The organism is Azorhizobium sp. AG788, assembly GCF_943371865.1.
Lineage (GTDB): Bacteria > Pseudomonadota > Alphaproteobacteria > Rhizobiales > Xanthobacteraceae > Azorhizobium.
In genome coordinates, this window is record NZ_CALRWL010000001.1 from 240416 (window position 1) to 253137 (window position 12722).

At 64.9% G+C, this 12722-nt stretch carries 10 protein-coding genes; all 10 read right to left on the minus strand.

Annotated features, from left to right (window positions below; genetic code table 11):
- Positions 1–107 precede the first annotated feature (107 nt).
- On the minus strand, positions 108–3290 hold the full coding sequence (locus tag AAG816_RS01020) for an autotransporter domain-containing protein (protein ID WP_341987440.1): 3183 nt from the start codon (positions 3288–3290) through the stop codon (positions 108–110).
- A 569-nt stretch (positions 3291–3859) separates the two neighbouring features.
- Positions 3860–4135 (minus strand): hypothetical protein, encoded by a 276-nt coding sequence (locus AAG816_RS01025; protein WP_341987441.1) that lies wholly within the window; start codon positions 4133–4135, stop codon positions 3860–3862.
- A 12-nt stretch (positions 4136–4147) separates the two neighbouring features.
- Positions 4148–4909: an SDR family NAD(P)-dependent oxidoreductase gene (locus AAG816_RS01030; RefSeq protein WP_341987442.1), complete on the minus strand. Its 762-nt coding sequence runs from the start codon at positions 4907–4909 to the stop codon at positions 4148–4150.
- Positions 4910–4932: 23 nt separating this feature from the next.
- Positions 4933–6684 (minus strand): nitrilase-related carbon-nitrogen hydrolase, encoded by a 1752-nt coding sequence (locus AAG816_RS01035; protein ID WP_341987443.1) that lies wholly within the window; start codon positions 6682–6684, stop codon positions 4933–4935.
- A gap of 254 nt (positions 6685–6938) precedes the next feature.
- Positions 6939–7928 (minus strand): acetamidase/formamidase family protein, encoded by a 990-nt coding sequence (locus AAG816_RS01040; protein ID WP_341987444.1) that lies wholly within the window; start codon positions 7926–7928, stop codon positions 6939–6941.
- Positions 7929–7966: 38 nt separating this feature from the next.
- Positions 7967–8680 carry an ABC transporter ATP-binding protein gene (locus tag AAG816_RS01045; protein ID WP_341987445.1) on the minus strand — a complete coding sequence of 238 codons (714 nt, stop codon included), beginning with the start codon at positions 8678–8680 and terminating at the stop codon, positions 7967–7969.
- A complete protein-coding gene (locus AAG816_RS01050; RefSeq protein ID WP_341987446.1) occupies positions 8673–9389 on the minus strand; it encodes an ABC transporter ATP-binding protein in 717 nt (238 codons plus the stop codon). The genes AAG816_RS01045 and AAG816_RS01050 overlap by 8 nt, the downstream gene beginning before the upstream one ends.
- On the minus strand, positions 9389–10450 hold the full coding sequence (locus AAG816_RS01055) for a branched-chain amino acid ABC transporter permease (RefSeq protein ID WP_341987448.1): 1062 nt from the start codon (positions 10448–10450) through the stop codon (positions 9389–9391). Before AAG816_RS01055 ends, AAG816_RS01050 begins: the two co-directional genes overlap by 1 nt.
- 10 nt (positions 10451–10460) lie before the next feature.
- Entirely contained in the window at positions 10461–11333 is an 873-nt protein-coding gene (locus tag AAG816_RS01060) for a branched-chain amino acid ABC transporter permease (RefSeq protein ID WP_341987449.1), read from the minus strand.
- Positions 11334–11478: 145 nt separating this feature from the next.
- Positions 11479–12717, minus strand: a complete 1239-nt coding sequence (locus AAG816_RS01065; protein WP_341987450.1) for an urea ABC transporter substrate-binding protein — start codon at positions 12715–12717, stop codon at positions 11479–11481.
- Positions 12718–12722: the final 5 nt, after the last annotated feature.

Below are 12722 nucleotides of genomic sequence, written 5' to 3' on the forward strand. Positions count from 1 at the left end.
CCGGTGTGTCGCCCGGTGGGGCCACCTTCCCCCCAGGATATCGGCATCAGACTTGAATAGGGGCCCATGCGCCGGGCCATGACGGCCCGGCGCATGGGCGAGGTTGGCTACCAGCGATACTTCAGGTCCACCGAGAACACCTGCGCGGTCACGTCGTTGGAGAACTGCAGGTCATAGCGGGTGGAGACCTTCAGGTTGGCATCCTGCTGCGCGGTGAGGCCGGCGGAGAGCACAGCGATGTTGCGGCCGAGGCCGGTGCCTTCCACCGTGAAGGGCGCCGCCGGTGCGCCGATCAGGCCCGCCGTCGTCGTCACGTTCTGATCGCCGAAATTATAGTAATAGCGGGCGTTCAGTTCGGGCGTGATGGCGAAGGTGGCGGCATTGACGACGCTGGAGAGCCGGACGCCGATGGACGGCATGATCAGGTCCATGTCCTGCGAGCCGACGCTGAGCCCGGCGGAACCGGCGTTGGTCTCGGTGAAGACGCCGCGCGTGAGATGGTACCAGTCAAAGCCGAGGCTCGGCTCGATCGCCACGGCATTCAGGCCGAAGGTGCCGCCGGCCTTGACCGAGGCCATCACGTCATTGCCGTTGGCCCCGCCCGATGCGGTGCGGGACAAGGTGCCGAAGGCCAGCGACCGGGTGGTGGAATAATCCACATAGGCATAGGCCAAAGTGCCATCCACGAACAGGTTGCCCTGCTGCCAGGAGCCATAAAGGGACGCCTGGTAGCTGTCCGCGCTGCCGTCGCCGCCGGTGTTGCCGTCATTGTCGAACGCGCCATAGGCCAGGCTGGCGCCGATGAGGCCATTGCCGAAGCTGCGATCCAGGCCGAGCATGACGCCGAGGCCGGTCATGTCGTAGCCACCGGGGCCGGAGATGGTGGAAGGGCCACCCATCACCCGCGCCCAGGCCGAGACACCGTCCATGCCGCCGGTGCCTTGGCCGGGCGCGGCCTGCGCCACCGCGGCGGAGGCGCCCCGCAGCACGTTGCCGAGGCCGGACGTATCCTGGCCGAGGCTGAGCGCAGCCACATCGGTGCCGCTGCCCGCGGCCTCGCGCCCGGAGCGGCGCGACCACATGCGGTCCTCCATGGCGCGGGTGAACTGCCCGCGCTGGATGGCATCGGAGGTCATGAGATCGCCGATGGAGATGCCGGACAACTGGTCGAGGGCATTGGCGCCGGCCGCGTTCGTCTCCGTGGTGTCGAGCCCATAGAAGACGGTGTCCAGGTCGCCCTGGGCGAAGGAGCGATAGGCGCCGGTGAGATGGGCGGCGACCGCGCGCTGATTGGCCGTGGTGGCCGGGGCGGCGAAATTGCGCTGGAACTGAACCGTGGCGGCATTGCCGCTATAGCTCAGCGTCTCCGACAGGAACGGGCTGAGATCCAATACGCCGTCATAGGCACCGCTGAGCGCTCCGGCGGATGCGGCGAAGGTGAAGCTCTGGCTGGTGATCTTGTCGGTGGGGTCGGTGACGATCACCACCTGGCCGTCGAGCGTCATGGTGCCGTTGACCACCAATTGGTCGGCGCGGTTATTGTCCACTTCCAACTGGTAGCGGCCGGTGTCGGTGAAGGTGACATCGCCATTGATGGTCAGCGTGCCGATGGAATTGCCCGGCGCCAACGTGCCGCCGATATAAAGACCGCCCGCGCGCCCGTCCGTGCTGACGGTGCCACGGCTGGTGGTGGTCACCGTTCCCGAGCCGCCGAGGGTGGCGTTGTCGGCCACTTCGATGCGGTAGGAGATGTAGGGATTGACGGTGTTCACCTTGAGCGTGCCCGCCGCCACCGTGGTGAGCTGCCGCCCCGCGGTGGACGAAGCCGTCGTGAGGTTCTGGCTGTTGGCCGAGGTGTTCATGGTGGAGCGCAGGTCCAGCGTCCCGGTGCCGGTCTTGGTCAGCCGGCCGTCGCCGCTCAGCGTGTTGTTCTGGAGCGTGAGGGTGACGCCGCCGCTGGTGTCGAACGTGCCGCCGGCGGCATTGATCTGCACATTGCGCTGCATGGCAAACGAGGCGCTGGCGGAGAGCGCGCCCCCTTGCAGGGTCAGCAGGCCGGAGCGATCGCCGAGATTGGCGTCAGACGAGACCCGCACCGTGCCGGCGTCGATCCGGGTGCCGCCGGCATAGGTGTTCTGCCCGGCGAGGGTGAGGGTGGACTCGCCCTGCTTGATCATGGAGCCGGTGCCGCCGATGGTGCCGGCAAAGGTGCGGTCGCGGATCTCGATATTGGCCACATAGGGCAAGGAGAGCGTCACCGCCGCGCCATACTCCAGCCAGTCGGTGGTGGTGGCGTATTGCGCGATCATCTCGTGCGCTTTGGTGGTGGGATGGAACTCATCCCAGAACAGGTAATTCTGCACATTGGCCTGCGAGCAGCCGTTCACATATTTGCCGGTGTCCGCGGCCACGCAATTGTCCTTGGCATTCAGGAAGCCGAAGGATGTGGGATTGGCCTGCACCTCCGCCAGGAAGGCGGCGGCATCGACGACGATGATGCGTGAGTTCGGGCTGGTGCGCGCGAACTCGTCGCCGAGCTTGTAGAGATTGTCCTTCAGGCCGCGATTGGTCTGGCTGACCGTGGTGCTCAGTTCCTGCCGCAAGGCTGCGCTCTCGGTGGCGATCTTGGGGGTGGTGCTGATGTCCGCGATGGTCCAGACATAATAGGTCGCCCCGCGCTGGGCGACGTCGGAGCGGCTGTTGAATGCGTTCTGAATATCGCGGATCGCCGTGGGAACGTTGTCCAGTATGGCATTCTTCTCTCTGGAAATGCCGTCCTTGAAGCCGAAGAAGTTCTGAACGCGGCCATCTTCCACATACTGGCGAAAATTGTTGCCGCCGATGGTCAAGGTGACCAGGGGCTTAGCGCCATAGGCGGCGGATTGCATCTTGGACACCTGCCATGTCCAAGGCATCTGCTCGTACCAGGAAAATTCACCCCCAGTCACGCCGTTGCGAAACTGGCGGACCTGGTTTTCCAGATGGTTGATGATGTAGAGCCGTTTGTCGTAATAATCGCCGGTAACGGCCCCACCCCACGCCAGGTTGCGATCGGAATTGTAGGGAATCCGATTCTGCTGCGCCAGATATTCGACCCAGACTGGCCCGTTCGAGAAGTGATTGTTGTAGTAGAGGCTCCCTTTCGGGTACGGCGTCCTGGCGCCCGTGCGGCCCACGTCCGTCAGGCTGTCACCCAGGCTCCACAGCGCGGAGTATTGCGGTGCCGCAGTCTGGGCGAAGGCTGTCGAGGACAGCAACACCACTGAAAACACGGAGAGAAGAGAACGCATGACAGGCTCCATAGCAATAGGCTCGCCCGCACCGGTGGGCCGGGGGCGTAATCATTTCCGAGATGAAGGACGGATATGCCCGAGCTTAAGCTGTATCAGGCGCCTGTAATTGAATGCAGGTTTGAAAGATATTGATAGATTTCATGTAGCCCCCACCACGAAGCGTTTTGATGGGATAGTCTATAAATTCGATTTTCAGTGATGTCACGCCTGCAGCAGTCATGTGGACAGCCTCAGGACAGATTGCCTGCCAATAGGCGCGGAGTGTGGCGAATATGATATCGCGAAATGATGGTATTGAAAGAAATTGAAAGAAAATATACTTGTGTATCGGTGCCGAGGTGCCGTTGTGCGATACGTCCCCGGTATCGCAGCGGTGGGGCCTGTTGGCGGCACCTGAGGTTCGGCGGGAGTATCAGCGCCGTCATCCGCGCTTGTCGGCCGAGACGCTGCGCCGGGGGCGCAGCCGGAACCCGCCTTTGCACAGAACGCCCTCGGGCTCGGGCCGCTGGACGGCGCCCTGAGCGCGCGGCGGGATGATGTGCCCTAATATATTGATATAGAACCCGTTATCCGATCCGCCGGTACAGACCCGCCCGCCACAGGCCGAAGGAGCGGCACAGGGATTCGATGCCTAGCGCAGCCACCCCGAGATTCTCGTCGATGTGCCGCTTGATGCGGCTGCGCACGGCCTCCCGGGAGAGGTCTTCGCCGGGATGGGCCTCATCCAACGGGGCATGGCAGGCGCTTGCCACCAGCAGCGCCAGGGATTGGACCGTGGCCTGGCTCTCGCGATGGGCCAGTTGCGTCGCGCCGCGGCGGATGGCGAGCAGATAATCCCCCATGCGTCACCGCCATCAGAACTGCACCCCGCGGGTGAGCGCCCCATCCACCACCAGATTGGCGCCGGTGATGAAGCTGGCGGCGCGGCTGGCCAGGAACACGGCGGCATTGGCCATTTCCTGCGGCGTGCCCATGCGCCCGGTGGGGTTGAGCGCCAGCGAGGCGGCGTAAAGCTCGGGGTTGCCGTCCTTGATCATGTTCCACACCCCGCCCTCGAAATAGGTATTGCCCGGAGAGACGGAATTGGCGCGGATGCCCTTGCCCGCCAGCTGGAACGCCAGGCCCTGGGTATAATGGATGATCGCCGCCTTGAAGGTGCCATAGGGGCCGGCGGCGAAATCCACCTCGCGGCCGGAGACGCTGGAAATGGTGACGATGGCCGGCGCCGCGCTCTTCTCCAGATAGGGCATGGCCGCATCCACCAGCCGCACCGTGCCCATCATGTCGGTGGAGAAGGACCGCTGCCAGCTGTCCTCATCGGGGCCGATGGACAGGGCGCTGACATTGGCCACCACCACGTCGATGCCGCCCAGGGTTTCGGCCATGTCTGCCACCCAGGCCTTGAGCGCCGGGCCGTCGGACACATCCACCGCCGCGCCATAGGCGACTTTGTCCTGGCTTTGCAGCGATGCCACCATGGTGGCCACTTCGGCGGCATTGCGGGCGCAGATGCCCACATCCGCCCCCTCAGCGGCGAAGGTCTCGGCGATGGCCCGCCCGATGCCCTTGGTGCCGCCGGTGACCAGCACTTTGGCGCCCTTCAGTCCCAGATCCATGCTCGGCTCCTTCGGTTTGATTGCTAGATGGCGGGGACGCGCAGCCGGTTGGGGCTGCGGACCAGCTCGCGATAATGGTGCGGCAGGCGCATGGACACCAGATCCTTGCGCCGCACGATGTTGGTGGGATAGCGGCTGTCGAGGTTGGAGGTGTCCACGGGGGCGGTGGCCAGCCCCTCGGCCTCGGTGACGAGGGCCTCCCGGCGGGGAAATTCGAACGTATCCGGCCCGAACACGCCGCTGAGGCCGGGATAGCCCGCCTCTGGCGCACTCACATTGGCAAAGGCGAGGAAGACATTGTTCTCGCCCGCCCGCACCCGGAAATGGTGCCAGTGATAGGCATCCGCGCCGGTGGGAATGGGCCAGCTCTGGGCAACGCTGCTGCCGTCATGGCCGAAGCTGAAGCGGCCGGGAATCGCGGACGGGCAGGCGATCAGATCGCAGCCGCGCAACGCCAGGATGCGCCCGGATTCCGGGAAGGTCGCATCATGGCCGATGAGCAGGCCGATGCGGCCCAGCGGCGTATCGGCGGTGGTCCAGGTGTCGCCGGCGCTGGCCCAGGCCCGGTCGGCTGTGGCCAGATGCAGCTTGCGGTGCGCGGCGACGAGACCCTGCGGGCCGATCAGCACGGCGCTGTTGTAGAGCGCATCGCCCGCCGCTTCCGCCAGCCCGGCGACGATGTGGATGCGCAGGCGGGTGGCGAGCGCCATGAGCGCGCGGGTGGAGGGGCCGGGGATGGCCTCGGTGCGGGACGCGGGATCGTCCAGGCCGGTGAGGGACAGTTCGGGGAACACCACCAGATCGGCGCCCTCGGCGCGGGCCTGGGTGGCGAAGGCGGTGATGCGGGTGAGATTGGCGGCGACGTCGGCGGTGGGGGCAAATTGCGCCACGCTCACCTTCGACACCGTGCCCGGCGGCAGCGGGTGGTGGCCATAGAGCGCGAAGAAATCCAGCGGGTTCCAGCTGAAGGTATCGCTCAACAATTCGGGATAAAGCTCGGGCCGGCGCTGGGCGAACACGCTTTCCCCCAGCACGGTGCGGGCGCGGGCGAGGTCCAGATCCATGTCGGCGAGCGCAAAGCCATCGCCGCCGTCGATCACCGCCGCCAGGGTGCCGTCCGGGGCGATGACGCAACTGCCGCCGGAGAACTGCACCGTGCGCTCCAGGCCCCAGCGATTGGCCTCGATCACATAGCAGCCGTTCTCGAACGCGCGGCTGATCCAATAAGGCGCGGGGGTGCGCTCCGCCAGCCAGTTGGAGATATGGCAGATGACATCGGCGCCCTGCACCGCCATCAGCCGCGCGGTCTCGATGAAGTGGATGTCCATGCAGATCAACAGGCCGATACGCCCGATGGGGGTCTCGAACACCTGATGGCCCAGATCGCCCGGCGCCGACCATTTCGGCTCGGAGATGTAAGGATGGCTCTTGCGGTGGGTGCCGACCACGCCATCCGGGCCGATCAGCACGGCGCTGTTGTAATAGATGTTGTCGTCATCCATCTCCGGCAGGCCGACGACGATCCAGCAGTCATAAGCCTTCGCCAAAGCTGAGAAGCGCGCGGTGGTGGGGCCGGGCACCGGTTCCACCTGTGGCGCGACCTCGGCGCGGTCGAACCAGCAATAGCCGGTGGTGCCCATTTCCGGGGTCACGATCAGGCGGGCGCCGGCCTTCGCGGCGTCTTCGCACAGGGCCAGCAGGCCGGCGATGTTGCGCTCCTTCTCCCCCAATGTGGGCTCGAACTGGACGGTGGCGACTTTCACGATCTGGGACATAGGCGCAATCCTGCGGCGCATCGGTGGATATCAAGAAAAGATGAGCAAATGCTCAGTGCATAGTTGAGAACTTGCCGCGCCCGTTTCCGTTCGTCATGGCCGGGCTCGTCCCGGCCATCCACGCCCCGCGGCCAGGAGTGACTTTCCGATGAAAGGACAAGCGGCTCGGCGTGGATGCCCGGCACAAGGCCGGGCATGACGGTGGTGAGTGCGGGAATGCCCTTATTGAATTCCTCAAGCGTGCGATCAGCAGCTCAGCCCAGATAGGCCTTCTTGATGGAGGCCCCCATGGTGTATTTGGGATCCACCATATTGCCGAGCCGCACCCGGCCCGCCTGGGTCAGCAGCATGTAGGCGTCCATCTCGGTGAAGCCGTAGTCGGCCGCCATCCAGCGGATCAGGTCGCGATAGGCGACGCGGGCGGCATCTTCCAGCGGGCGGGCGGAGCCAATGGACATGATGAAGTCCGCCGTCTCCAGCCGCGGCCACTTGATGGTCCAGTCCTTGATGAGATCGATGCGCACCGTGGTCACGGTGGGGTGCTCAATGGCCACCCCGCACAATTCGCCATCGCCCTGGGCGGCGTGGCAATCGCCCAGATAGAGCAGGCCGCCATCGGTGTTCACCGGCAGATAGACCACCGCGCCCACGCCCACGTCCGGCATGTCCATGTTGCCGCCGTAATAGTCCGGCTGGAGCGAGGAAATAGCCTCGATCTCCGGCGAGGTGCCGATGGTGCCGATGAAGGGCTCATAGGGCAAGGTGATCTTGTCGTTCCACTTGGTGCCCTCTTCCAAAGTGATGTGCAGCTTCTTCACCACCTCGGGCAGGGGGGTATGCAGCATGGCTGTGTGATCGGTGGAGACCAGGCCGCCGAAGCCGGGCATCACCACGGTGGTGCCGCGCGGCTGCGGGCCGCGGGGCACGATGCTCTCGATATAGACCGCCAGGGTGTCGCCCTTCTTGGCGCCATTCACATAGATCGGGCCGTTCTGCGGGTTGAGATAGGGAAAGTTGAGGATTTCCGAGGGCTTGTCGGTCTCGTGCTGGATCTTGCCCTCGAAGGCGTCATGGGTTTCCGCCGACACCACCGCGCCGGGATCGACGGTCAGGGTGGGCTTTACGAACGGGCCATAGACATAATGATAGGTGCCTTGGGTGGCCTCGGTGATGGCGTGGCGGGTGCGCGCCTCGCCGCCCGCGACGCCCTTCTTGGCCATGATGGAGCTTTCGAGCCAGGACATGGTGATCTTCCCTTGTTGTTTCTTCACTCAATAGGAACTCATACCGCCAGATGGCGGCGCATCTCTTGGGCATCGTCCAGGGCGGCGCGGTCGAGGGCGGCGACGATGCGGCCCTTGTCCATCACGTAGCAGCGCTGGGCCATGGCCCGGATCATGTCGATATTCTGCTCCACCAGCACCAAGGTGACGCCGGTGGCGGCATTCAGGGCCACCATGTTGCGGGCGATGTCCTGAACGATATTGGGCTGGATGCCCTCTGAGGGCTCATCCAGCAGGATGAGGCTGGGTCTCGCCACCAGCACGCGGGCGATGGCCAATTGCTGCTGCTGGCCACCGGACATGGTGCCGGCCCGCTGGCTCCAGCGCTCCTTCAGGATCGGGAAGGCGGCGAACAGAGGCGCGAGATCTTCCTCGCGCGCCGTGCCCTTCAAGGCCGCGCCCACGGCGATGTTCTCCGCCACGGTGAGGCGGGGAAACACGTCGCGCCCCTGGGGCACATAGCCGAGCCCCAGCCGCGCCCGCTTGTGGGCGGGCAGCTTCTCGATGGCGGCGCTGCGATAGATGATGGAGCCGTCCATGGCCGGCACGAGGCCGATGAGACTCTTCATCAGGGTGGACTTGCCCACCCCGTTGCGGCCGATGATGGCTACGATCTCGCCTTCGCGGATCTCGATGTCCAGCCCCTGGAGCACCGGCTTGCCGCCATAGCCGGCCCGCAGGCCCAGCGTGGAGAGGATGACTTCCTTACGCATGGGCCTGCCCCAGATAGATGGCCGCCACCCGCTCATCGGCGACGATGGCATCGATGGAGCCCTGGGCGAACACCTTGCCCAGATGCAACACGGTGACGGTGTGGGCCACCTGCCGCACGAAGGCCATGTCGTGTTCCACCGCCAGCACGGTCATGCCCTTGGCGTTGAGCCGTCGCACCAGTTCGCCGGTGGCGTGGGTTTCCTCCGGCGACATGCCGGCGGTGGGCTCGTCCAGCAGCAGCAGGCGCGGCTCCAGGGCGATGGCCATGCCGATTTCCAGCCATTGCTTCTGCCCATGGCTGAGGCTGCCGGCCAGACTCCTGGCATCGGCCTTCAGGCCGAGGAACTCCAGCAGTTCGTCGATGCGCCCGCGCAAGGCGGCGCCGGACTGCTTGCGCTGCAGGGCGATCTCCAGGTTTTGGCGCACGGAGAGGCCCTTGAACACGCCGGGCACCTGGAACTTCACCGAGATGCCGCGGCGGATGCGATCGAACGAGTGCAGGGCGGTGATGTCCTCGCCGGCAAAGGTGATGCTGCCGCTGCTGGGCCGGTGCTCGCCGAGGATGAGGCGGAACAAGGTGCTCTTGCCGGCGCCATTGGGGCCGATCAGGCAGTGGATCTCGCCCTGTTCCAGGGTCAGGTCCACCGCATTGGTCACATGGAGGCCGCCGAAATGCTTGTTGAGCGCTTGGGTCTGGAGCAAGGCCATCAGGCTTTCCCCCCATTGCGCCGTCCGAGGCGGGCGAGGCCCTCCGCGCAGGCCATGATCAGGCCGCGCGGGGCGGCCAGCACGGTGATGACCAGCAGCAGGCCCATCACCACCAGCGCATATTGGCTGCCGTAGATGGTCAGGGTCTGGAAACCGGAGAGCACGACGATGGTGCCGATCAAAGTGGTGGTGAGGTCCGAGCGCCCGCCCACCGCCACCCAGATGATCGGCAGCGCCGCTGCCGTCATGCTCATGCTGGACGGGGTGATATATTGGCCCCAGGTGGTATAGAGCACCCCGGAGAGCCCGGCCAAGGCAGCGCCGATCACGAACGCCACCAGCTGATATTTGCGCACATCATAGCCGAGCATTTCCGCCCGCTCCGGATTCTCGCGGATGGCCACCAGCACATTGCCGAAGGCCGAGTTCACCAGGATGCGCAAGCCGAGATAGACCACCACCAGCAGCCCCAGCACGAAGAAATAGAGCGGCACGTCGGGGAAGAGCACGATGTCGCCGCCCGGCCAGGGCAAGGTGAGGGAGGGCATGTTGCTCATGCCGTTGAAGCCGTTGAGGCGGGCGGTGCCGATCTTCCATTCCGGCCCGGCGGTCTGGGCCATGAAGCGTTCCAGCACCAAGGTGATGGACAGCGTCACGATGCCGAGGAACACGCCCGAGATGCGGCCGAAAAACAGGAAATAGCCCAGCAGCGCCGCGAACAGCGCCGCCAGCGCCACCGCCAGCACCAGCGCCACCAAGGTGAAGCCGTAGTCGCTGCCGAAGTTCAATGTGAGGATGCCATAGCCATAGCCTGCGATGCCGAAGAAGGCAGTCTGGCCGAAGCTGAGCGCGCCGCAATAGCCCCAGATCACGCTGAGGCCGAGCGCCATGAACACCCAGGTGAAGAAATAGACGGTGTTGCCCACCGTATAGCCGTCCACCAGCAGCGGATAGGCGCAGGCGGCGGCCAGCACCACACAGAAGCCGCCCCAGAACAGCGGGCCGCGCCCCAGGGTCTGCGGGCCTTCCAGGCGGGAGAGAAAGCGGGAGAGGGCGTTCATGGTCTTGTCCTCACGCCCGCTCACGCAGCAGGAAGCCGGAAATGCCCTTGGGCAGCACGCGGATGACGACGATCACCGTCATCAGCAGGCCGATCTGGCCGAACAATTGGCCTTGCCAGGAGGTCATGCCTGCCTTCACCAGAGCCAGGATCGCCGCCGCCGGTGCGGTGCCGAGGAAGACGTCGGCGCCCCCCACCACCACGGTGACGAAGGCCTCCATGATGAAGGTGGCGCCCATGGTGGGCACCAGGGTCATGGTGGGCGCATAGAGCCCGCCCGCCAGCCCCGCCAAAGCGGCGCCGAGGCCGAAGGTGAGGCTGTAGACGAGGCGCGTATCCACCCCCAGCGCTGCCGCCATATGCGGCACCTGGATGGTGGCCCGCGCCAGCACGCCGAAGCGCGTCCAGTTGAACAGCGCATAGAGCGCCGCCAGCACCCCCAAGGCGGAGAAAAACAGCACCACGCGATAGAGCGAATAGGAATAGGCGCCCACCTGGAAGCTGCCGAACGGCGTGCCCATGCCCTGCATGGTGGAGCCGAGCACAATGAGCGTGCCTTGGGTGGCGATCAAACTGATGCCCCAGGTGGCGACGATGGTATCGAGCGGGCGCTCATAGAGATGGCGGATCACCACTCGTTCCACCAGCATGCCCACAAGGCCCGAGGCCAGAGCCCCCGCCAGAATGGCCAGCGGCAGCGGCAGGCCGGCGCGGGCGGCGGCCACCGAGACATAGGCGCCGCACATGATGAACTCGCCATGGGCGAGGTTGATCACGCCCATCATGCCGAAGATCACCGCCAGCCCGCAGGCCGCCAGGACCAGGAAGGCGAACGCATCGGCGAATTGATAGAGCGCCGAGAAGATGAGGGTTCCGAGATCCATCGTCGATCAACACCGCGTGGAAAGCTAAAGGAGCGCAGGGCGGATGCCGTCCCGTGGCGGGGACCACGGGACGGCAGGGCAATTCCGGCAGCGTGGGGTGCATGGCGCGGCTGGAACTGCTGAGCGGAAGCTCAGGCGCGGTGAATCAGGGCTTCGGCGGCGGATTGGAGGGCGTGTATTGCGCCATCGGATCCTTCTTGGTCAGGTCGCAGCCGGCTTCGCCCAGCCAGTAGGGCTTGATGTCCTCCCACACCTTGGGGAAGGTGATGGAATGGTCCGCACCCACCTTGGCGAGATAGATGGTGTGGGACATGTGCTGGCTCTTGGGATCGATGCACACCTTGCCCTCGGGAGCGTCCATGCACACGTCGCCCTGGGCGATTACCTTGCGGATGTCGTCGCGCTTGGTGGATTTGGCCCGCTCCACCATCTGCTTATAGAGATAGACCGCCAGATAGGAGTTTTCCGCTTCCTGGTTCACATAAGGCTCGTTGGGGAACTTGGCCTTGAACTTGGCGAGGAATTCCTTGCTCTTCGGGCTGTCGATCTCCTCGATATAATTCGTGGTGACATACATGTCCTTGAGCGACGGCGGCTTGAAGCGCTTGTGCTCATAGCCCTGGCCGACGTTCACCGAGGAGGCCATGGGCAGGTTCACATTGGCGGCGGCGGCCTGCTCGTAATAGGAGGCCTGGGCGGTGCCCACCAGCAAGGTCACCACGAAATCGGGCTTGGCCTTCTGGATGTTCTGGATGTTCTGCGAGAATTGCGACACGCCCAGCGGGATGAAGTCCTCGCCCACCATCTCGCCGCCATTCTGCTTGACGATCTGGCGCACCCATTCGGCGGAGATCTGGCCGAAATTATAGTCGGCGGCCAGCGTATAGACCTTCTTGCCGTACTTCTCCATCATCCAGGGAATGAGGGTAGAGAATTGCTGTTCCGGCACCGCGCCGGTCACCACCATGTGCGCGTCGCACACGCCGCCTTCATACTGGTTGTTGTAGAAGGCAAAGCCGTTCAACTGGTCGACGATGGGCCGATAGGCCTCGCGGGAGGCGGAGGAGAAGCCGGCGAACACCACGTCCACCTTGTCGCGCTGGAGCACGCGGCGCATGAATTCCTGGTAGCGGGTGTTGTCCGACTGGGTGTCGTAGATCACCAGCTCAATAGGCCGGCCGGCGATGCCGCCGGCCTTGTTGATCTCCTCGGTGGCCAATTGAATGGCGTGCACCTTGCCGATGGTGGCCACGGCGAAATCGCCGGACTGGTCCTCCAGCACGCCGATTTTCACCGGGTCCGCCGCGAAGGCAAGCCCGGAACTGAGCACAAGCGTCCCCGAGAGGGCTGCGGCCTGCAGCCCCCGCAAAACTTTGTTCGTCATCTGGT

What these genes read in the sequence shown, in the direction of transcription:
- AAG816_RS01020 (WP_341987440.1), bottom strand. Translation starts at nt 3,290, where the DNA reads ATGCGTTCTCTTCTCTCCGTGTTTTCAGTGGTGTTGCTGTCCTCGACA.
- AAG816_RS01025 (WP_341987441.1), bottom strand. Translation starts at nt 4,135, where the DNA reads ATGGGGGATTATCTGCTCGCCATCCGCCGCGGCGCGACGCAACTGGCC.
- AAG816_RS01030 (WP_341987442.1), bottom strand. Translation starts at nt 4,909, where the DNA reads ATGGATCTGGGACTGAAGGGCGCCAAAGTGCTGGTCACCGGCGGCACC.
- AAG816_RS01035 (WP_341987443.1), bottom strand. Translation starts at nt 6,684, where the DNA reads ATGTCCCAGATCGTGAAAGTCGCCACCGTCCAGTTCGAGCCCACATTG.
- AAG816_RS01040 (WP_341987444.1), bottom strand. Translation starts at nt 7,928, where the DNA reads ATGTCCTGGCTCGAAAGCTCCATCATGGCCAAGAAGGGCGTCGCGGGC.
- AAG816_RS01045 (WP_341987445.1), bottom strand. Translation starts at nt 8,680, where the DNA reads ATGCGTAAGGAAGTCATCCTCTCCACGCTGGGCCTGCGGGCCGGCTAT.
- AAG816_RS01050 (WP_341987446.1), bottom strand. Translation starts at nt 9,389, where the DNA reads ATGGCCTTGCTCCAGACCCAAGCGCTCAACAAGCATTTCGGCGGCCTC.
- AAG816_RS01055 (WP_341987448.1), bottom strand. Translation starts at nt 10,450, where the DNA reads ATGAACGCCCTCTCCCGCTTTCTCTCCCGCCTGGAAGGCCCGCAGACC.
- AAG816_RS01060 (WP_341987449.1), bottom strand. Translation starts at nt 11,333, where the DNA reads ATGGATCTCGGAACCCTCATCTTCTCGGCGCTCTATCAATTCGCCGAT.
- AAG816_RS01065 (WP_341987450.1), bottom strand. Translation starts at nt 12,717, where the DNA reads ATGACGAACAAAGTTTTGCGGGGGCTGCAGGCCGCAGCCCTCTCGGGG.